The organism is Erythrobacter sp. SN6-5 (genome assembly GCF_057364945.1).
In genome coordinates this window covers 360,267-381,225 of sequence record NZ_CP200282.1, presented here as the reverse complement: position 1 = coordinate 381,225, position 20,959 = coordinate 360,267, and the positions used below count along the sequence as shown (strand labels likewise).

Sequence of the window (20,959 nt, the reverse complement as noted above, 5' to 3'; positions counted from 1 at the left end):
TCGCCGAGCAAATAGCAAGGAAGGAGCGCAGTACTACTCGCCAGGCGACAGCTCATTTGTAGGGAAATCGAAGTTCTCCCAAATATGGGGTGGGACAGGCAATCGATTGTATCGGCACGCGACGAGAACAATTATCCAATGGCCGAATTGGACACAGGACAGCTCACGAAACCCGTCATCTTCGCGAACGTGCTGGGAGATAAACTCCAATATCTCCTCGGAATTATCTGTAATCGGAATGTCGGTGAGCATGTTTCCGGTCTGTGGAGTTCCAGTAAACAGCTCGTTTTCTGAAGCACTATCGGGAAACCAAAATTGATGTGTGCAGTGCTGAAGCTCACTTTGCGCGAACTGAGCCAACCGAGATAGATTCTCCGATAACCCTAGCCGAGCCGACCAATATGCTAGCAGGGGTATCAACACACTGCCTGCAGTCGCATCTTGACGGTATGCGTCTGTGTTCTCGCTGGGGTGTTCGACCAGCTCCCAGTACGACGTCTTGCAGGTAGGGTAGGGGCCGTTCGTTTTGAACGCGAACTCAATGTTCTTGCTTAGCTCCGTAACATATTCGCAGGCTAGTCCATGATAACCTATTCGTGACGCGAGAAATGTAAGTGCAAGCCCAATATCAACGGCATGATCGTCTAAGATCGGCAGAAGTAAGACACGATTGTTAGTGATTAGCTGAGCAATTTCGGCGGCGAGGTTATCGACCTCCTCCACCTCCCCGCGAAGAAACTCTGGGGAGTCATTCGAAGACGAGTTTTGCCAAATCATCCAAAGACCGCGCAGCGCTAGACGCCCTAGTGTTTCATGAAGCTTGAGATTTACATCTATCCCTACCGGAGATTGAACGGCGGAAGAGATGCCATCGCGAACACCGACATAAGGGAGCATTTTCTTGCCATACAGTTCGCCCCAGATTGCAAAATTCAGCTCGACCAACTGGTTGAAAGCATAGCCCGCGCTTTCTTGCTTCTTAGAACGCCGTCCATTCAGAACATCTTTCAGGACGTCCCATGCTCTCAATATGCAGTACTCGCTAGAAACGTAAGCAGCCTCGACATTTCCAGCCTCTCTCGACCAAACGAAAAGCAGCCAAAGAGAGATATTTAGCTGACGCACAACCCTAATTTTATCGTGATCGTTGAGGTCATCACCAGCCGTAAGCTCGTTGACCAGCCTGCGGAAATAACGTGCTGACTCATCAGGCTCTTCGACCATGGCAGAAGCCTTGCGTAACAGGTCTCTAAAGCTTTTTGGGAAGAGGTTTTCCCTAAGAATTCCCTGTTCAATTTTTTGAGCAAGGAGGTCTCCGTTCCATTCCTGATATTCGAGCTTGTCGGAAGTGTTTCGCGAGGTGTAGCCTCGCAGTTGTTGCTGAACTTCTTCGGCAACGCCACCTCCGAAGCAAAGGCAGATTGCGACTTTCAGATTCTTGTATTTTGATGGAATCCTGCTTGGGATGTAACCATCTCTTATTTCGTCCAAGGAAGGGCGGATGCTTTGTTTTGCTGAGGAATTCCACTCTGTCCTAGTGAGATCACCCGATTTAATTGAGAACAAGAACAGCTTTTTTTGGCCGTCTACGTCCTGACCTACTGCTGCTACGTCCACACCGAATTGAGACGTGCCAATAGATGGTCTGGAAATCACTTCGAACCCGTTCCCAGTCAAGAGGTCAGGCAAGATCGCATCCAGCTCTCCTCGTTCCTTTAGCGATGCCAAGTATTCCCTAATCAGAAGTATCATTGGCCAACCTTTCCGAGCGAAGCACGCGAAGCGTCATATCAAGATCGAAGGGGTCAATCGTAAGCTGACGTGGAGACTCAATGGACACGCTGTGAGTTGCCAATTTCGTGGCGGACTTTTGAACCTTCCCATCAGCCGCATGAACGGTGAAAATCGAACCATTTCCATACAGCAGTACCTTTCGTGTGAAGAGGTTTGCGAACACGGATTTTTTCTCACTTTCCTTGTAGGCAGTACCCATCTTTTGAGCATGGTGGCGCCGTTCGACTAACCGCTCGGTTTCTGATGGACGGAGCTCGGCAACATCTCCGACTGACCTCAAGCCGTCTATGTATTCATCAATGAGCACGAGTGCTTTTTTGGCAGACGCATTGGCGGGGTCGTTTGTGTCTTTGGACACTTCTTCGACGTACTTGCGAGTTTCACCAGAGAAATTCAGAAGCAGAGGGTCAAAAAGGTTGCGAACCAGCTCATCAGCAAGTGTGCCATACGATGATCGTAGCATTGAGATAATGATCGATGCCGCTGTCACGGGATGGAAGAATAAGTATCCAATTGCCTTTCGGCATACGAAGACTTGTTCTCGATCTTCCAGTTTCAAAGCCGCGAAATCGATAGAAAATCTCATTGGGTCTCCAGCGACACCAGAGACCATTTCGTTCGCCAATTCGCAAAGCTGTGGTGCGCCGGATTTTAACCAGCCAACAATCGCCACGCCGAGTTCATCTCCGCCTTTTTCTAAGATTGCATGTTGGAATGAATCAAATACGCCAAGGTCTAGAGAGTCGTCTTGTCCGGCGACAACGTGTTCCAGCAGCCATAGAGCCTTCTGGCTTCCGCCAACACGTATCATGGCACTCAAGCCATAATCCAGACCCTTGATTGTGCCTGCATTCTTCACGTCTAGGTCGTCAATGACGCTTGCTAGATCGAACAGCAAGCTCTCGGTGATTAGGCTTGGTTTCCTTCCAATTATTTCAACGACGGAATGAACAGACAATTCTTGTACAGGCCTTGCTAGAGCCTCCAATGCTCGCTGCATCGAAATCTGAAAGGAGTCATCCTCATCTAGAGGCAGCCTCCAACTAGACTCGTTGTTGCATGGCGACCTGACTGGCAAGCGCATGTTAGCGCCGTGCCGGCCTTGGTGCCCTGTGCAAGCACTAGCTAGAAAGCGAATGAAATGGCGGACCCAAATTCGGGCCCGCCACCACATTGACTATCGACGTGCTCGCAGGGATGGCCCTCTAAGCGCGAGCTTGTGCGATCTCTGGGTTAGCCGGTCTACAATGGCATCCGCGAGGTGCGGAGAGTCCAAGTAGTTATGCCATTCGGAAGGATCGAGCTGACCGACTATCAAAGTCGATCCGTTGTCGCTCCTGCCATCCAATAGCTCAAGCAGGTCTTCTTTCGCGTCTTCGCTTACGGGCGCGATACCGAAATCATCCAAGATCAAGAGCGACACCCGCACAAGCGACGCTCGGAGTTTCGCGATTGAGCCATCGTGATGGGACAGACGCATCTCCTCAAGGAGTGGGTTCGTTCGAAAGTACTTGACCGAAAGACCCTGATTGACCGCTGCTACTCCAAAGCAACATGCCAGCCATGTTTTTCCGGTCCCAGTGGCACCGGAAATTAGCAGATTGTCGGTATGCTCAATCCAGTCGCACGTGAGCAATTCTGCGATCTGCGATTTGTCGAGTGCCCTCTCACCGCCAAACTGGATGTCCGCCGGGTCAGCGGTCTTGTGCTTGAACTTCGCTTGACGAAAAAGCCTTTGGCGGGTTCGCGTCTGCCTCTCGAGCTTCTCGCTGATCGCAAGATGCTCGAGCCGATCGATGAACGCCATCTCCGCATAGGCCGTTGAAGTGCTTTGCTGGTCGAGAGCTGCGTACATGCCGTCGAGGCGCAATTCACGAAGAGATTGGCGGACTGTTTCAATGCTCATGCCGCATCTCCTTGTCTGCCGTAATAATCATTCCCTCTTACGTTCTTGTCTGGGGAAAATTTGCCGGACGCCCGGGAGCCGCTCGGAGAGGACTCGATTCCGCGTTCAAGGACATTCTGCACGTGCTCAAAACGCAGGTCGTTGGAAGAGACAGCTCTAACACAGGCCAATTCGAACCGTCGTCGAGAGTGGATGCGCGGTAGGTCTTTGATCCAAGCAGTGCGCCGCGATCGTTGCTGCGAGGTCACGTCTTTTGCCATTTCGACAGCAGCAAGTTGTCTGACAGCGACATCGTATGTCTGCGCCCACTTCTCGAGATCCGGTTCTGCACGAGCCGCATGCGCAATCGGCCTATGCTGTGGATCAGTTTGGCGCTTGCCTACTTGATGCAGCCTTGGATGGACCGCGACCTCTCGACCATTCAAAGAGATATCGACCGTCTTGTCACTGGCCCTTAGCGACACCTTTTTGCCAATATGCTGATGTGGTACCGAATAATAGCAGCCCTTCCAGCTCACATGATAATCTCGCCCAACGAGTGCCTCGCCTCTCATTTCCGCAGGCTGAAAGCGATCTTCAGGGAGAGGCCGGAGGTGGGATTGCTCTTCGGCTTCGAAAAGCGAACGGCGGCTGTGACCATTCGCCCGCCTGAGCGTGCGTGAGTTCCAATTTTCGACGATCTCGCCGAGCGCTTGCCTCAGTTCGGGCAGAGAAGGCAAAGGCCGATTGATGAACCGAAGGTGCAAGCTGCGCTGTATCAGCTTCACAGAATTTTCAACTGCGGATTTGTCTTGCGCTTTCCTAACGCGAGCCGGAACTACCCCCATGCCATAATGGTCAGCGAAAGCCTGGTAGTCTACTTGCACCCGAGCGGGACCGAACCTGGGCCGAGATATGATTGCGGACTTCAAATTGTCCGGTGTGATCACAATCGTGGTGCCCCCAAAGTACTCAACCGCTGCGACGTTAGCGAGAATATGCTCGCGCACCTTCTGCGACCGGGTAATTGATGCGTGGATCAACCGCGAGAAAGGCAAGGTGGCAATGAAGAGTTGGAATGTGACAATATTGGCAGGCTCACCGTCCCAAGCTTTAGGTTGATAGCCAGCAAAGTCAGTTTGCATCGCATAGGCAGGCGGATGATCGAGACTCATCACAGGGTCGAGCGTCGCAATATGATCTTTGATGCGTTTGCAGTATGTCCGGTACTTCATTGCCGATCCTGGCTCGGCATTCTCGACGTACCGATTATGCGCCTCTATACGACTGAATCCTTGCCGCAAATAGGCGACCTCGGCGTCCCAGTCAGGTTCTTCGAAGATAGGATGAGCGCTTCGAGTAGAACCGAATTCCGTCATCATTTCGTGATCGTCCCAACTCTCGATAGCCTGGCGATCAATCGATTTTTGCTCGATGATCGTCATGGCCCGCCTGACGGTATGATGGGACATATTGCGTTGGGCAGCGATTGCATTGGCCGATAGACGGCCTTCAAGGACTTGATAAAGCATTGCACGATATGGGTGCATTGAACGTCTCCCATTGCGCCAATTACCGGCGCGCAGAATCTTTCTCCGAATTCGGAGGTTGCATTTTCGGAATTTTGGGAGCAGATTGATGTTGCTACGCGATCAATCGCACAGAGGCCTCACCAACGCGGTGGGGCCTTTGTTTTTCCCGGGTATCTTGTTCGGGATTACATCATGTTCTGGTCTCCTCATCTAACTTAATGAGCCATTCGGCCACATCTCGGGTGAAAGCATAGGTCCCGCGCCTGTGTTCGACCTGGAACACCCGCACACCAACCTGACCACGCGAACGTGCTTTGCGAAAAGCTGCAGCACTTGTGAACCCAAGGGTTCTCCAGAGTGCTTGCCCAGTCATCAATGGTCCGTGCGCTTCAATCAGTTGCTGCATTCTGTCTTCCTCGTGGTCCCACTTCGTCACTCTTGGCCCTCAAGCAGTCGATTCGTCCCGCTTTCTGCCGACAGCAATTCGATCTGTTAAGGTGGCCATTCGCTCCCCTTTTTTGGACACGTTGTTTTTTGGCAGATAAACAAGCCAGATGGCGAAGGGTCGACCGCATGCTGGTCCGATAGGGAAACTGCGCACTAAGGTGTGGTTTGAAATAACGTCCCGAGGATTGGGCGGACGATCACCATACTGGTTTTGGAAAGTGGTAGACGGCGGCAATGGTGACCGAAGTACGTGGGAGCGCTACAAGCGCGGTTTGCGTGATGCGTCTCCGCACAATGGTGCGTATCGCGTAGCGATGACTGATTTCAGATTTCCAGGTTCAGGCAGTATCTACCGCACTGGCATGTGGGATATCTTAGCGGGTGAGCACTTCGATGAAGACCGAATAATCCTGGAGATCGGAGCGCTTGGTGATCCGGTGCGTCAAACTGTATTGCGAGGTGGGTATGGTTCTGATGACCTAAGTCGGTCAATTGATCGGATGTTTTACGAATTGGAGCAGTTTCCGAACTTTAAAACGCTCGCCGCGATTGTTTTGCTGCTCGAATGGGCGGACGCCTTACAAAACCACGACCTTTGGAACAGCTTTTGTGGCTTTTACAGGCATATGATTCCCTATTTAATCAACCGCGGCCAAGTGCCGTTTCACGAAGAAGTGTTCGACGCGATAGATCGCTACGCTAAGGTTCGCACCTTTCCAAAGCTGAATGAGCGGATCGAAATTTTCCGCTCTTGGACTGAAGAGCTCCCTCGATATCAAACACTGGTAAGCGACTTGAGGAAAGCCGAAAAGCTGTGCTTCGAGCGTATGCCAAAAGAGTTTCGGGGGTAACCATCAGCAACGAAAAATTGCGGAGGCGAAATCCGACTTCTCAGAACCAGGGCAACCAGAAGAGGAAAGCAAACTCATTGCGCGGCAGAAATGCGCCCCAATCCAAGACGCAAGCATTCGAGGTCTTAGTTCCTGAAAGCGGACGTTCAGGCGGCCAACTTGCGTCTCTCTTTGTATTCTAGGTGCGAGCGAAATCGGAACTGCGCTTAGCCTTCCGTTACCATAGGTATGCGTAGAGGCCGATGAGGATAGCGATGGTGATGGTTGCGAGCGTGTTGAACAATGCGGTGGTCATAAAGCTGATATCACCCAGCTTGACGGTCTGCTCTTCATCCGGTGCTGCCGTCATGCGTGAGACGATGGCTGCGGCAACAAGGCCAACCAGGAACACGATCCAGATCCGCACCACAAATGGCAGATCAGGCAGAACCGCGTTGACGATGAAGTTCAGCGCAACCGACCCAATCAGCGCGGTAAAGGCGCTAAGCCGCATTGGCCCTTTTATCAAAGAAGCCGAGCAAGAACACGATCACCACGCCCGGCGCGATATAGCCGGTGTATTCCTGAACCGTCTGAAACGCGCTTTCAAACCCGCCGAGGAACGGCCGGGCCAGAACCAGCGCTAGCGCCATTGCAGTGAAGGCTGCCACGCGGCCAACGGTCACATAATGCTGCTCGGTCTCATCGGGCTTCACGCTGCGATAGAGATCCATTGTGAAGATGGTCGAGATCGAGTTCATCATCGAGGCGAGCGAGCTCACCACCGCTGCGATTAGGGCTGCAAACACGAGGCCGCGCAGCCCAGCGGGCGCAAAGCCCATCAGTTCGCCGTAAGTGCGGTCTGAACGCTCCGCCAAAGCCGCGCCGTCAAGCGCGCCTTGCTGAGCCAGAATGACCGCGGCGATACCCGGGATCACAACGATGAACGGCACCACCAGTTTTAGGAACGCAGCGAACGCTAGGCCCTTTTGCGCCTCACCCAGGCTCTCTGCGCCAAGCGCGCGCTGGATGATGTACTGGTTAAAACCCCAATAGCTAAAGTGCAGCACCCACAGCCCGCCCAGCAGCGTCCAGATGCCCGGAAGATCGTTATAGGCGGGATGATCATTATCGAGGATCATCTCAAAGTGGCCCGGCATCTCGCCCATAAGGTAACCCAGTCCGCCCAGCGCGCCATCCGCTGGCAGAGCATCAAGCGCAAACCAAGTGATCGCAAAGCCGCCCAGGATCAGGATCACAACCTGAATGATATCCGTCAGCGCAACCGCCTTCAGCCCGCCATAGAGCGAATAGAGTGCGGCAAAGGCAGCCAGCGCCGCCATAGAAGTGAGCACGCCCCACCCCGTCAGGCTTTCCACCGCAAGGCCGCCAAGCCACAGCACCGTGGTGAGGTTAACCGCAGTATACAGCGCGACCCAGAACACGCTCATCAGCGTCTTCACGCCGGAGCCATACCGCTGCTCAAGGAACTGCGGCATCGTATAAATGCGCCGCTTCAAAAAGATCGGTAGGAAGTACTTTGCAACAATGATCAGGACCAGCGCCGCCTGCCATTCATAGGCCGCGATCGCTATACCGACGGCAAAGCCCTGGCCGGACTGACCGATAATCTGTTCCGCTGAAATGTTCGATGCAATCAGCGAGGCACCAATCGCCCACCACGGCAAAGCGCGGCCAGCAAGGAAGTAATCTTCGGTGTTCTTATCGCGACCCTTAGGCTCGCGGCTCACCGCCAAAGCGATCCCCAGCAACGCCACCGCATACCCAGCAATGATCACCACATCGATCGTCTCAAGCGTCACAACCTCGTCTCCCTCAAAGCGCGTGTAAGGAGCGCCTTCCTATGCCTTAGACCGGCCTTTATCCGTAAATTGAACACTCGATCTGGTCGGAACCGCGCTCTTCGAAAACAACCGAATGGATTGAAATCTGTGCTCGCCCACTGCTCCGTAAAGCGAACGGTGTCTTCACAAGCGCCTTGTCGAGTCCAGCCTGCTCAAAGCAAGCCAAAGGTACGCGAACGCTGGTCCATCCCCTGTCGATTGCCTGACGCGCAATTTGAGTGATGCCCAGCACACCGGAGCAACCCTCTCCGCACCCCACGATCAACTCAAGCTTATTCGTCAGGACGGTTTCGACGTTCCATTCAATCACCAGATCAAGCGAAGCTGGTAGATCAGAAGCGCCAATGTCGAGCTCTCGATTGGCGCGAAGACTGTATTGCCCTTGGCCATTGCCGTCCCATGTGATCATTCGCGCATCTTCTTGCGCCAGGTGATCAACGCCTTTGACCCTGATCGAGCCCGATAAGCTTTGCCCGGCGAGTGAAGTCAGCGGAATATTGGCATTCGAACTGTCGCCCAGAAAGACACTGAACCCAGAAGCCGCATCTCCGCGAGCAAAGATTGTCCCATCAAAGGCGCTGCTCAAGTCAATTCCGGGATCCTCCGAGAACCGCTCTAGCGCTTTTGTCGAGCCGTAATTGAGCCCATAGCCGAGGGTGAACAACGCGCCGTCTGCATCCTTCCCATTGAGCGGTTTGCCATCTCCAAGAGCAGGCCAGGTGAAGGAGAGTGTCCCGGTAAAGTCGTGACGTGCTTCGCCCTCTGCATTACCAACCAAGACATCGGCTACGCCGCCACCCTCTGTCCCAGGCAGCCATGCCGCAACGAACGCATCCGAGGCATTGATATGGGTATTCACCCATAGCGGGCGGCCCGACAAAAACACTGCGACAACTGGTATGCCGCGTTCCTTGAACGATTTCAGCAATGCCAGATCAGCGCCTTCGTTTGTTTCATAGACAAGATCTGATCGGTCTCCGCGATATTCGGCATAGGGTTCTTCACCGAAGACCACGACCGCCACATCAGCATCGATGGAAGAGTCGGTGTCGCTCGCTAAAGTAGCCGTGCCGCCTATGGCTTCGAGCGCTTCGCTCAGTCCTGCAAAGATGCTCTGCGCGGCCAAAAACTCGTCATTCGTATTGCCAGTGCCCTGCCAATTGAGCGTCCATCCGCCGGTTTGCTGTTGGATGCTGTCGGCGCCGCTGCCGATGACAATGACATTTTGCCCCGGTTGCAATGGCAGAACTGACCCATTGTTCTTGAGCAGCACTAATGATTTGCGAACCGCCTCTCGGGCAATGGCGCGATGCTCATCCGCGCCCAACGCAGCAGGCGTACTCGCAGCGCGATCTGACGGTTTGACCGCATCAAGCAAGCCAGCACGGATCTTCACCTTCAAAATGCGCAGCACAGCTTCATCAAGCCGGTCGATATCGAGCTCGCCCGATTTCGCTGCTGCCAGCAACTCGTCATAGAGCCCGCGCCAACTGTCAGGTGCCATATACATGTCGAGCCCTGCATCGAGTGCCGCGACGCAATTCGTCGCCGTGCAGCCCGGAATTTCCGCGTGACCGTTCCAGTCGCCAATAACGAAGCCTTCAAAGCCCAGTTCGCCGCGCAGATAATCATCAAGCAGTTCCTGATAACCGTGCATCTTGCGGCCATTCACGCTGGAGAAGCTCGCCATGACAACTTGCACATCAGCATCGATAGCGGGGCCATAGCCAGCACCATGTAGCTCCAAAACGTCGGCAAGATCCCCCTGCGTATCGCCCTTGTCGATGCCAAGGCCCGTGCCTCCATCACCGATGAAATGCTTGGCCGTGCCAATCACGTTTTCGCCCAGCAAGAAGCCATCCTCGCCCGATTTACCTTGCAAACCCTCGACCATCGCTGCGGAATAGCTCGCGACAATTTCCGGGTTTTCAGAATAGCTTTCATAAGTGCGACCCCAACGGTCATCGCGGGCAACCGCCAATGTCGGGGCGAAGGTCCAATCAATTCCCGTGGCGCGAATTTCGCGGGCCGTGACCTGCGCGATCCGTCCGATCAATTCGGGATCATTGGCCGCCCCAAGTCCGATATTGTGCGGAAAGATCGTCGCGGATTGGAGGTTATTGTGGCCATGAACTGCGTCCGTGCCCCACAAAAGCGGAATACCCACACCGCCATCGGACGTGTCCTTCGACGCCTCCCAATATTCATCTGCAAGGGCGATCCACTCTTCTGGAAGGGCGGTCTTCCCGCCGCCCGGGGCAGAATTGCCGCCGTTGAGTACTGAGCCAAGATTATATGTCGTCACATCCTGCGGAGTGACGGAGGCGATATCAGCCTGAATGATCTGGCCGACTTTCTCCTCCAAGGTCATTCGCTCGAGCAATTTGAGTGCCCGCGTCTCAATGGGATCGGGCGTCAGCGTGCACGATGCCAGCATTGCCAAAGAGGCAATTGCAATCAAAGAGCGGATCATTGCTCATCTCCAGCTTGGGCCAATGGTTGATAAACACGCACGTAGTCGACCTCCATCCGGGCAGGAAAAATGTCGTTATCAAGGCCTTTCTGACCGCCCCAATTGCCGCCCACTGCAAGGTTTACGAGAAGATGCTGCGGCCTTGTGAACGGCCAGCGCTTCTTGTTCGAGCTTTCCTTCTTGAACAGCCATTTGGGTCGATCGTTGACGCCAAACAGGAGGAAATCAGGCGTCCACAGGAGTTGGTATTTCTGCATTGCATCGCACGCGGCGGGCAGATCGTGCTTTGACGTCATCTGCGATCCGCGAGAGAAGTTAAAAGCTGTGGTATGGACGCTATGATGGATGGTGCCGGGTTCGAAACCAACATGCTCCATAATATCGATCTCCCCGCCGGAGGGCCATTCGACATCGGGGTCGGATGGCAAGGTCCAGATCGCGGGCCACGCACCCAAGCCGCAAGGGATTTGGGCCCGGATCTCAAAGAAACCATAGGTCCAATCACCTAAGCCTTTGGTCATGAGACGAGCGGAGCTGTAATCTTGGCCGCCCCAGTCGGGGAACTCGTCTTTGCTCAATTCCTCGCGGTGAGCTTCAATGATCAGGTGGCCGTTTTCTACCCGTGAATTCTTAAGTCGAGAGGCCGAGTAATATTGTCTTTCGTTGTTGTACCAGCCGTCCGCATTTCGATAGACATCGTACTTCCATTTCGTCGGATCAGGCAGGCCGGGCTGATCGAACTCATCCGACCACACCAATTCATAGCCGATCGGAACTTTCGTTTCGACGGTTTCGCCAGCGGCTTTGGACGCGGTCGATGCCGTATCCGTGACCACATCCGGCGCGTTCGCGGCGTTATCTTGACCAAGCGCAGTGCCAGCAATTCCAGCCAGTGAACCGGCTGCGAGAACACAAATACTGAGTGATTTTATCATAGCTCGCCAATCCTCTCCAACAACACAATCGGCGGGAATATCGGCGTGTGCCCTCGCACAGCGCCAATATTCCCTTAGCTGCTAGCGCCTAGAACTTGGCGCGGATGCGCGCACCATAGGTCCGCGGCCGGGTGAAGAACCGGGTGTTGTCGAACTGAGTGATCTGGATCGCTGCCTCGTGCACCGCGTTGGTTACATTGTTGGCATAGGCCTCAAGTCGGTATTTGCCTTCGTCATCGATCGTCCAACCCGCACCGATATCCATGGTGAAGTAGCCATCAATCCGATCCAGCAACCGGCCATTGGTTACCTGCACCGGGTTCAGACCATTTTCGTCAAATTGGTTGCTGTTGAAAATGGTATGGAACTGCGATGAGCGATACCCCATCGAGATCACGTAATCCAATTGCCCCGTCGGCAGTTCAAACACTTGTGAAATCTTGCCGTTCAGCTGCCAACGCGGAGTGCGCGGCGGACGGAAACCTTCAATCTCGCGCAGTCCGGAGTTCACCGCATCCACATCAGGTTGGAAACGGAAGTCCGGAATTGCGACAGAATCCAAGATTTCAGCTTCGAGCCACAGGGCGGAGAAGTCTATCTTGATGTTATGTGGCAAATCAAATCCACCATCTATCTGCGCACCATAGATCTCTGAGTCGGCGGCATTGAAGGTGAATGACACAACCAGATCTGTGTTGGTGCCGTCAGGTGGTGCGATGATATCGCCGCCAAAGCTGTTGGTGAAATCAACCGCAGTCTGAACGCTCAGCAGGCCTGTGAAAACCTGATCGCTATAATCATTGTAGAAGAGGGACGCATTCAGACGGACACCAACTTCGCCGATATCAAACTGGTTCTTGCTGCCGATTTCATAGAGAACAACATTTTCAGTATCGAACGTCGGAGCAGGCCCCAGATCACCGATGTTATCGTTGAAACCGCCTGATTTATGGCCATTGGCGACTAACGCGTAGAGCAGATTGTCTTCTGTGATGTCATATTCTGCACGTAGACGCCAATCGACGAAGCTATCGTCAAAGTTGCCTTCCTGTTGAAATATCTGACCTTGGAACGGGACAGAGAACGTAAACTGAGTTGTCGCCGCGAAACCATCACAGGTTAGTCCGTCACCCGAGTTGGTATCCAGGCATGGAACGCCATTGGGAACATCATCAAAGTGCCCCGGGATCGGACCTGCGTCCAAAATAGCGCCGAGGTTGTCGCGCGCGCCAAACACAGCGATGCCGTTGCGGTGAAAGGCAAAGGTTTCTGCTTCTGAAATGGTGCCATCACCATCAGTATCGGGATTGAAGATCGTGCGGCCTCGGCCAGCAAACTCAAACCCTTCCGTGCCTGCTCTAACACCAAAGCAGCAGTTGAAATTGTCATCACCCAAAGCAATGCCATAGCGAGCAGCGACGCCGGAGCGTTCTTTGCTGTCATCGGTGTAGCGGATGCCGCCAGTCACGCGAAACTTGTCCGTTACCGAATAGGTCACATCGGCATAAGCACCATAGGATTCGGTATCGACATTGGTGTTAAACTCAATGCCTTGGAAGAACGGACTGCGGTCTCCGGTCGAGGCCAGGAACGAGAATTGGTCCTCACGGATGAATTGTGCGCCCAAGCTCCAGATCAAAGGCCCATCGTTGTTGAAGAGTCGCAGCTCATGGAAATGAGCGCGCGAATCTGTGATCGATTGAAAGCGTGAGAAATTGTCGAGCGATTCCGCCAATATAATCGCTGGGTCCACACCCGGCGCACTGCCATCAAGCGGGATGCCTGCGAGCCGGTCAAGCACACCCGGAAAATTGGGGGTCAGCGGCGTGGTCGCGGTGTAATCATAATCAATGTCCCGGTAGCTGCCCGTGTATTCAATGTTAAAGCCATCGCCCTCATATTGAATATGGGCGCGAATGCCCCAATGCTGGGTGTCCAAGATTGGAGTGATTCCGCGCGCAATTACATCGCGCGGATCGCCTATGCCGATCTCGTCCAAGGACACTTCGCGATTTTCGATTTCAGAGAGCTCTTCAGCGACGCCAAGCGGCAGCGCGAAGTTGGACCCGGTATAGCCGGTGCCGCCCTCATCGATATATTCGCCCGCGAGCAAAATTGAGAAGCGATCGGTTGGCTCCCAATATATCTGAGCGCGGCCAGCAAAGTTCTCTTCTGCCTCGGCGACATCAATGCCCTGAACAGGCCCGACGTTGTTGTAATAGGAATCGTGCTCCAGATAGAGCCCAGAGAAACGAACCGCTACATCGTCACCGATGGGCACATTGAGGGTACCGCGTAGAGAGAGGTGATCGAAGTTCCCATACTCCGCCTCGATTGAACCATCGAGTGAGCCAAGTCCGGGACGGATAGTGATTGCGTTGATAGAGCCTGCGGTCGCGTTGCGTCCCCGCAACGTACCCTGCGGACCAACGTTCACCTCAACACGCTGAATATCGTGAAAGGCAGAGCCGATGCCGCGCGGGCGCGGAATGTTCACACCATCGAAGTGAAACGCTGCGGCGGGGTCGCCCAGTTCAGTGTTGTTGGTGCTGCCGATGCCGCGAATGAAGACTTCGATATTGCCTTGGTTGTTGGCGATCGAAAGTCCGGGAATGCTCTCTTGCAGGTCGGTGACGTTCTGCACGCCGATGGCTCGCAGATCTTCGCCGCTAATAGCAAATGCAGTTCCGGCGAAATCCTGCAGTGATTGCTCGCGCCGATCGGCGGTAACAATGATTGAGTTGTCGGAACTCGTATCTTCGGCCTCAGCCGCTGGCTCGGCCTCGCCCTGTGCGGCTTGCTCTTGAGCCAAAGTCGGCTGCGCCAGCGCAACACCCGCGACACCTGCCAATAGAATTGTACGACGTAGAATCATCCTGCCTCTCCCCTTGCATTCGCTTGTCGCGAATTGCCTATGACTCTTGCATAGAATGAAAATGTGATCGTTCACAACCAAAAAATGTGAACGATCACATTCTGCTGGTTTTGTGTGACAATTTTGGTAGGGTGCACAGCGAATTATGGTGGCCGGGATGGTCCACCCATGTCTCAGGGGGAAGAAATTGGCGAGCGAATCGCGAACAAAGTCTCCAACAATCCGAGATGTGGCAGCGGCGGCTGGCGTCTCGCACCAGACCGTCTCGCGCGTCATCAACAAATCTCCGAATGTAAAGGTGGCTTTGAGAGAGAAGGTCCAAACCGCAATTGACCAACTTGGCTATGTTCCAAACATCGCTGCGCGCAGAATGGGGGGCAATCGATCCTACTTGATTCTCGCGATCAATGACCGGGCGCGGACACTGGATAATTGGGGCGTCGGGCGCGGAAATGACTGGGTCGATCAAATGCTATTCGGCGGCATGATGGAATGCGAGAAGAACGGCTTTCGTCTCATCTTCGACTTGGTCGACACAGAAAATCCTGCTGCTGCAAAGCAATTGGCGGGCGCTCTGTCGTCGCTCCGCCCGGATGGTGTCATCTTAACGCCCCCGCATAGTGAAAATCAGGACTTGGCCGATCTGTTGATGGCCAATGGGACGCCTTTTGCGCGGATCGGTTCTTCAAACAAAACCGACGGCATCAATATCGTGATGGATGACATGGCGGCGGCTCAAACGGCAACACAATGCTTGCTTGGTTTAGGACATCGCAAAGTTGCGTTCATCGCGGGCAGCTCAGACTATCTTGCGTCTTCTTCGCGGTTGAAAGGTTATCGTGAAGCAATGGCCGGGGCCAATTCGCCGATTGATCCAGATTGGGAGCAGCCGGGCGACTTCAGCTTTGCTTCCGGCGAATTGGCGGCAAAGAACCTCTTTGCGTCAGAAAATAGGCCCACTGCGATCCTGGCCAGCAATGATGAGATGGCGTTCGCTGTACTGCACCAAGCCGACGAATTTGGTATTCGCGTCCCCGAAGACCTTTCGGTGATCAGCTTCGATGATACACCGGGCGTCCGTTTTAGCGTGCCGCCGCTTACCGCAATTCGACAGCCCATTGCAGCTATGGCTCGCCGCGCCGCAAGTGAACTAATCGAGCAAAAGATTGACAGTCAAAAAGGGGCTGAAATCACCCTTCCATTTGAGCTCATAATTCGCAGGACGACCGGACCTGCTCCGGAATGACGGCAAGCGACAAACCATCAAAACTTGGCCTATTCGTAGCTGGCTATGCTGCAGCAAACGCTGGTGCAACCATCGCGTTTGTGCCGCTCTTGGTTCTTATCCTGCCGCTCAGGGCGGAGGAGATTGCGCCAGACGACAAGCTGCTATTGCTCAGCTTCACGTTGCTCGCGGGGGCAATAACCGCAAGCCTTGCCAATATCGCAGCGGGATGGGTCAGCGACAAACTATTTGAACGACGCGGCAGCCGGATTGTACAGATAGCCGCCAGTCTCGGTGCACTCCTAATATCCTACCTGGTCTTTGCCAATGCCAATTCGTGGGCGGCGCTCATCTTTGCGATTGTACTGTTCCAGCTGAGTTTGAACTTTCTCTTTTCACCGCTGGGCGCGCTTATCGCTGACAAAGTCCCACATCACGCGAAGGGGCGTATAGCGGCTCTGGTCAACATGGGGCTGCCGATTGGTACTTTCGCCGTCGCTATTTTGACCAGGCCTTTGTTTCAAAACAATGATCAGCGGCTTTTGGCGATCGCAATCATCATCTTTATCCTGATCGTGCCATTGCTCATTCTAGCCAGGGCACAGCCCAACCTCGCTCATGCAGAGCCGCACGACCTGATGCTGGCCAGAACGGATAGCTCTCCGGGGAACGACCTTGTCTGGGCCTGGATTGCACGATTTTGCATCCAAGTGTCCGGCGCGGTGATCTTTGGCTATCTGATCTACTACCTACAAGATGTGGTTAGATACGAGGCGGAATTTCCGGCCAGCTCTGCAGAGCAAGCCATGGGCGTCATGACATCTGGCGCGGCCCCCGTAGCAATTCTCACTGCTTTGCTGATCGGCTATTTTTCTGATCGATTGCGCGTCCGCAAGGCGTTCGTGCTCGGCGCGGCGTGTGCCATCGCAATTGCTCTGATCAGCATGGTTTTGTGGCCCGTATGGAACGTGGTCTTGGCTGCCTATATCGCGTTCATTGCCGGACTTACGGCATTCCTTACGATCGACACCGCAATCGTGACGCAATTGCTGGCTAGCTCCAAGTCACGGGCCAGAACGTTGGGCATTATGAACCTCACGAACACGCTGCCAGCTATCATCGCTCCAAGCCTTGCGATCATTCTTAGTTCCAATGATTTGTCTCAATCTGAGCTCACTCCGCTCATGCAAATCTCCGCGGGACTTGCTGTGATGGCAGTTTTCAGCGCCAGCCGGATCCGTTCGATCAGGTAAGCCAGCTCAAGATTAATACGGATCGGCGCCAAGGATGTGGGCCGACATCGAGATGTTTCGAGATTGCCTAGAAGTGAAACATCGGCTTTTCAGCTTTGGTTGATCCAAACCGGAATGTCAGCTTCCGGCCCAGTTCTAGCCATCGTGTTATGACTGATTATGGGGGGAGTGGACGTTGCCGATCCGCTATTGCGCCAATGGCTTCCACCCCCAAGCTTCCGCCTGTTGGAAAGCTGCCGCGTTCTGGCTGGCGAGCATCTGAAAGCGCGGCCGCAAGCTGGGCGGTATCGTCTGCGGGTTCGGGAAACGCTCAATGAACTCGGTGCGCAGCAGCTCACCATGTGCCGAGCCGCGTGTCAGCATCGCGTGAACATCTCTCGGGTAATATTCGAGAAGTACGTCTGCGACCGCTATTGCGTCATCGTATCGGCCGCGGCTCATCAGCCATTCGGTGACTGTGCTGGCTATGACGGCAATGCTCTCGCGCTTGGTCAGCACCCCGAGATAGATGCCGCTATCCACCTGTTCTTGCGTCACGCCCATCTGCTCGAAATACTCGCTTTCGCGGGCGGGATGGCCTCCGCTTGTAGACTCTATTGCAATGCTGCGACCGTTGGTCGGGTTGGTGTAGCGCATGAACACGTGAAGCGGGGCTGTCGATAGCGAGACGTTCAGCCCCAGCCTCTCGGCCACGATAAGCTGCAATATCGGCATCGAGACGCAGTTGCCTCGCCGTGTATCGAAGTATGTTTCGAGGAGCTTGTTGCGCAGGTCTTGACCATAAGGGTCGTCATGGTCGTAGACGAACGGCCTACCCTCGTTCCATGCGCCCGTTTCGTAAATGACCTGCCGTACCGCCTGAAGCTCGGCGATATCGTTGCCGCCCGCCGCGATGCGATCGGCGGCACTGGCGAGTTGGTCAATCTCGGCTGTGACAGCTGCCTCGTCCAGCTCTGGAGCGATGATACGGTCGAAGGCCACCTTCGCCTGCTCATAGCTCAATTGGCTGTCAGGAGCTGAGATAACAGCGTGAACGACTTCGGCGGGGGATTGGGCGACGAGAGGTGCCGACCAAAGCACATGTGCGGCAATCGCGCAGAAGGCAGCGAAAAGGCGTGGCAATTGTGTCCTATTGCTCCGCCGCTTCAACACGCTGCAAGAGCGCATCACGCTGTCGATTGTTTATGACATTGAAGCCCCAAAGCTCATCATTTTTGAAGAACAGCAGATAGGAATAACCGCGCAGCCCCTTGAAGGCTAGATGACAAGCATCGCCCACTTTTACTTTGTTGAACTCAGTCGATCGATATTGGCTTCCCCGCCTCTCATGTTCAGCTGTTACATCGATATAATGTTGTGGCAAATTCGAGTAGGGCTGAAATCCGAGAACCTGGAGAGGGCCGATGCCCATGTCGCCTTTTATCGTTCTGCCGACGTCGAATTCGTAGAAACCCAAGATGCTTGGCAGATCGTCAGGCGATGTAAAGTCCTGGGCTACCGCAAGAACTACATCGCTGGATTGTTCTACAACGTCTTCAACAGTCATACCGATAGCGTCAGTGGCAAGCGGTGGGCAATCGCGCACTGCTCTCGCAAAGCTCGGAGAGCTAGTGGTCGCCAAGAAAAAGAATGCTGAACTGATCGCTACAAACTGACGCATCAATACCGCGTCCTTTGCCGAGTCCGCCCCATGCTGCGTCGATAGACATTCGTGCGATTGACCGCCCTTGCTTCTCCCCGACCTAGATTGACCGCAGGCGGAGGATCAAAGCCCTCGAAAACTGGAACTGCGGGAATAACGTTTACAGTCGCGCCTGAGGCATCGATCGTGCCAGAGCCGTATCTTGACGTTCCTGTGACGTCATCAAGCCCGTGGCTAAGCTCGTGCTCAAGCACCTCGTCGGTCGGAAATGGGATAACGCCTTCGGGGCCACCATCTACGAGAGTTCCAATTGCGGTGTGTTGTTGCAAGCCAATGGATAGCTCACCATTGTAGCCAGCCTCTGGGTCGGCGTTGGCATAGTACGTTGCGTCGCTTCCAGCGTTTGGATCTACCGAGAACTCAATTTTTATGCCCGCCTGAACGGCTGAAGCTTCGACTTGAGGCGCTATGCTGTTTGGATTGGACATTTGCCCTGACAAGATGTTTGCTGCTTGAGTGGTCGTTGGACATACCCCCACCTGATTACCGTCAGCATCGACCTCGCATTCTCCGGTTGGGTCAACACCATTTATCGGGTCGTTTCCAACATAAGCATAGAGATTGACCTGATCTTCATAGCCAATCGGGTCGGTCTGCAAAAACCTAGCTTGCGCAGGTGAGGCAAACAAAGCTGCTAGAGTCAATGCCGCGGCTGCGCTGTTAAAATTCGGCTTTCGCAAGACTCGCCTCTCCTTCTGAATATCGAAATCACCATAGCGGCAAGTAAAAGCTATACGCAATACTGCTGACAGGGTTTCATTGCCGACCCCGTACAATGCCCGGATGTTTGACGAACGAATTGAGTTGTCGATGTCCGTTTTTTGGTCGTTAGCGGAACGGCTGCTTTTTGAGCATCAGAAGCCAACATCGAACATTTCGCTCACGGCAAAAGTGCCCAAGTCTAACTGCTCGTAAGAACGGATATTGGCTAGAACTGCCGACCTGCTGAGGATTCCATTGCAAAGTGCGGTCGTTCAAACTAAGCTTATGGGGCATTTGAGATTGTTTTAGTGATCACCAAGGGACGCGCCGCTGTAACGGTTGCGTCCCTTTTGCCTTCAAGGAAGGTATAGCTGGTCTCACTAGGGTGCTTGAGGGCTGCGCGTAAGTCAGCAATTGGGATCGCCACTTTCCGGCTTCCATCCTCATCATCCGTTTCAACAAGTTGTGGAACTGGAGGGAGGCGATACTGAAAGCCCATCGCAGAGCGATGGGTCCGGGCGCCAGACCGTTATCTCGTGCTATGGCAGGTCCAGCGCTGCGCTAGATTGAAAAGCTCCACGCTGAACCTGCCTCCTCATGGAGTCTCGCAGGCCAACTTGAGTCGATCCAATCTACTGCATTGAGTCATTCATGATGCCACCGCCATCATCCGCAAACAAATTGGCAATGACCTTTACAATCGTCGCTGACTCTCCGTCATTTGCAGTTGGCACCAGAGACAGGAGTTTCTCTAATACAATGTCTCTAGATTCTGGTTTGTCAGCGAGTCCCATATCGCCAAGAGCCATTATTGCTGCCAGACGATGGTGCTCACATTCAGTCGAGAGCCCTTCAACAGCAACAGCAAAGAAACAATCAAAGTCATAGTCGCTACCAGCGCGAAGAAAGAGCGCTCTGTAAAATCGGTTCGACTCAGTTAGTGGCTCTAGTGCTTCGAGTACCTGATTTGCATTTTGATTTTTCTCAGCCCATTGTTTGATCGCCGTGTTGGGATAGCCTCCCGCTAGGTCATTTCCAGCCGCTCTAACTAAGGCCGATACCGCATCAATCATCTCCAATGGTTCTGCATTCAATTCGGGAATGATTGAGCAATAGAACTGCTGTAAACCGAAGAAATCGAAATCACCTCCGTTTTCAATGCCGACTAGGGGAGCCAGAAAGTCGATCTGGCCCTCATTATGGAGCCGAATAGCGCAGTTCTGCAATTCACCCGTTTCCTCTTTGCGAACTTCATATTCCAATTCAGCAAGAAACTTGAAGAGTGTACCCGCGTCATTCTGCTCAATGATTTCGGCTTCCCAATCTCGTTTGTCAGGCGTGGCAGGCATTTCAGAACTCCAATATCAGATACGCCTGTACGATATATGTTCTCAGTAGCTTGCGCCAAACATTTCTCATTCGTATGAACGCATTGCGGTTG

General features: G+C 53.8%; 16 protein-coding genes. 3 read left to right on the top strand and 13 right to left on the bottom strand.

Translation table 11 applies throughout. The features are described 5' to 3' along the window. Positions 1–33: 33 nt before the first annotated feature. From AC0V6Z_RS01770 to istA, 4 genes are all read right to left on the bottom strand, one after another. Complete coding sequence (locus tag AC0V6Z_RS01770; protein WP_472639708.1) at positions 34–1,728, bottom strand: hypothetical protein; 1,695 nt, start codon at positions 1,726–1,728, stop codon at positions 34–36. 7 nt (positions 1,729–1,735) lie between these two features. After that, the gene (locus AC0V6Z_RS01765) at positions 1,736–2,782 is read right to left on the bottom strand and encodes a hypothetical protein (RefSeq protein WP_472639707.1); all 1,047 of its coding nucleotides are present in this window, start codon (positions 2,780–2,782) and stop codon (positions 1,736–1,738) included. 189 nt (positions 2,783–2,971) lie between these two features. After that, positions 2,972–3,700, bottom strand: a complete 729-nt coding sequence (istB, locus tag AC0V6Z_RS01760) for an IS21-like element helper ATPase IstB (RefSeq protein ID WP_472639706.1) — start codon at positions 3,698–3,700, stop codon at positions 2,972–2,974. Next, positions 3,697–5,229 carry an IS21 family transposase gene (gene istA, locus AC0V6Z_RS01755; RefSeq protein ID WP_472639705.1) on the bottom strand — a complete coding sequence of 511 codons (1,533 nt, stop codon included), beginning with the start codon at positions 5,227–5,229 and terminating at the stop codon, positions 3,697–3,699. The genes istB and istA overlap by 4 nt, the downstream gene beginning before the upstream one ends. Before the next feature lie 647 nt (positions 5,230–5,876). On the opposite strand from istA, the gene AC0V6Z_RS01750 reads away from it, so the two are divergent. Continuing rightward, positions 5,877–6,509: a hypothetical protein gene (locus AC0V6Z_RS01750; protein ID WP_472639704.1), complete on the top strand. Its 633-nt coding sequence runs from the start codon at positions 5,877–5,879 to the stop codon at positions 6,507–6,509. 217 nt (positions 6,510–6,726) lie between these two features. Here the strand turns inward: AC0V6Z_RS01750 and AC0V6Z_RS01745 are convergent, their stop codons facing one another. From AC0V6Z_RS01745 to AC0V6Z_RS01725, 5 genes are all read right to left on the bottom strand, one after another. Further along, the gene (locus tag AC0V6Z_RS01745) at positions 6,727–7,002 is read right to left on the bottom strand and encodes a hypothetical protein (RefSeq protein ID WP_472638090.1); all 276 of its coding nucleotides are present in this window, start codon (positions 7,000–7,002) and stop codon (positions 6,727–6,729) included. Continuing rightward, entirely contained in the window at positions 6,992–8,311 is a 1,320-nt protein-coding gene (locus tag AC0V6Z_RS01740) for a sodium:solute symporter family transporter (protein ID WP_472639703.1), read from the bottom strand. The genes AC0V6Z_RS01745 and AC0V6Z_RS01740 overlap by 11 nt, the downstream gene beginning before the upstream one ends. 58 nt (positions 8,312–8,369) lie before the next feature. Then, entirely contained in the window at positions 8,370–10,826 is a 2,457-nt protein-coding gene (locus AC0V6Z_RS01735; protein ID WP_472639702.1) for a glycoside hydrolase family 3 protein, read from the bottom strand. After that, the gene (locus AC0V6Z_RS01730) at positions 10,823–11,761 is read right to left on the bottom strand and encodes a glycoside hydrolase family 16 protein (RefSeq protein ID WP_472639701.1); all 939 of its coding nucleotides are present in this window, start codon (positions 11,759–11,761) and stop codon (positions 10,823–10,825) included. Before AC0V6Z_RS01730 ends, AC0V6Z_RS01735 begins: the two co-directional genes overlap by 4 nt. Before the next feature lie 88 nt (positions 11,762–11,849). Continuing rightward, a complete protein-coding gene (locus AC0V6Z_RS01725; protein WP_472639700.1) occupies positions 11,850–14,636 on the bottom strand; it encodes a TonB-dependent receptor in 2,787 nt (928 codons plus the stop codon). Between the two features lie 187 nt (positions 14,637–14,823). Between AC0V6Z_RS01725 and AC0V6Z_RS01720 the strand changes: the two genes are divergently transcribed. Further along, positions 14,824–15,882: a LacI family DNA-binding transcriptional regulator gene (locus AC0V6Z_RS01720; RefSeq protein ID WP_472639699.1), complete on the top strand. Its 1,059-nt coding sequence runs from the start codon at positions 14,824–14,826 to the stop codon at positions 15,880–15,882. Beyond that, the gene (locus AC0V6Z_RS01715) at positions 15,879–17,114 is read left to right on the top strand and encodes an MFS transporter (RefSeq protein WP_472639698.1); all 1,236 of its coding nucleotides are present in this window, start codon (positions 15,879–15,881) and stop codon (positions 17,112–17,114) included. The genes AC0V6Z_RS01720 and AC0V6Z_RS01715 overlap by 4 nt, the downstream gene beginning before the upstream one ends. Before the next feature lie 186 nt (positions 17,115–17,300). Here the strand turns inward: AC0V6Z_RS01715 and AC0V6Z_RS01710 are convergent, their stop codons facing one another. The 4 genes from AC0V6Z_RS01710 to AC0V6Z_RS01695 form a co-directional block, all read right to left on the bottom strand. Continuing rightward, complete coding sequence (locus AC0V6Z_RS01710; protein ID WP_472639697.1) at positions 17,301–18,236, bottom strand: transglutaminase family protein; 936 nt, start codon at positions 18,234–18,236, stop codon at positions 17,301–17,303. 7 nt (positions 18,237–18,243) lie between these two features. Continuing rightward, positions 18,244–18,777 carry a hypothetical protein gene (locus tag AC0V6Z_RS01705; protein WP_472639696.1) on the bottom strand — a complete coding sequence of 178 codons (534 nt, stop codon included), beginning with the start codon at positions 18,775–18,777 and terminating at the stop codon, positions 18,244–18,246. Further along, positions 18,774–19,592: an RHS repeat-associated core domain-containing protein gene (locus AC0V6Z_RS01700; protein ID WP_472639695.1), complete on the bottom strand. Its 819-nt coding sequence runs from the start codon at positions 19,590–19,592 to the stop codon at positions 18,774–18,776. The genes AC0V6Z_RS01705 and AC0V6Z_RS01700 overlap by 4 nt, the downstream gene beginning before the upstream one ends. A 558-nt stretch (positions 19,593–20,150) precedes the next feature. Then, positions 20,151–20,867: a hypothetical protein gene (locus tag AC0V6Z_RS01695; RefSeq protein WP_472639694.1), complete on the bottom strand. Its 717-nt coding sequence runs from the start codon at positions 20,865–20,867 to the stop codon at positions 20,151–20,153. Positions 20,868–20,959 lie beyond the last annotated feature (92 nt).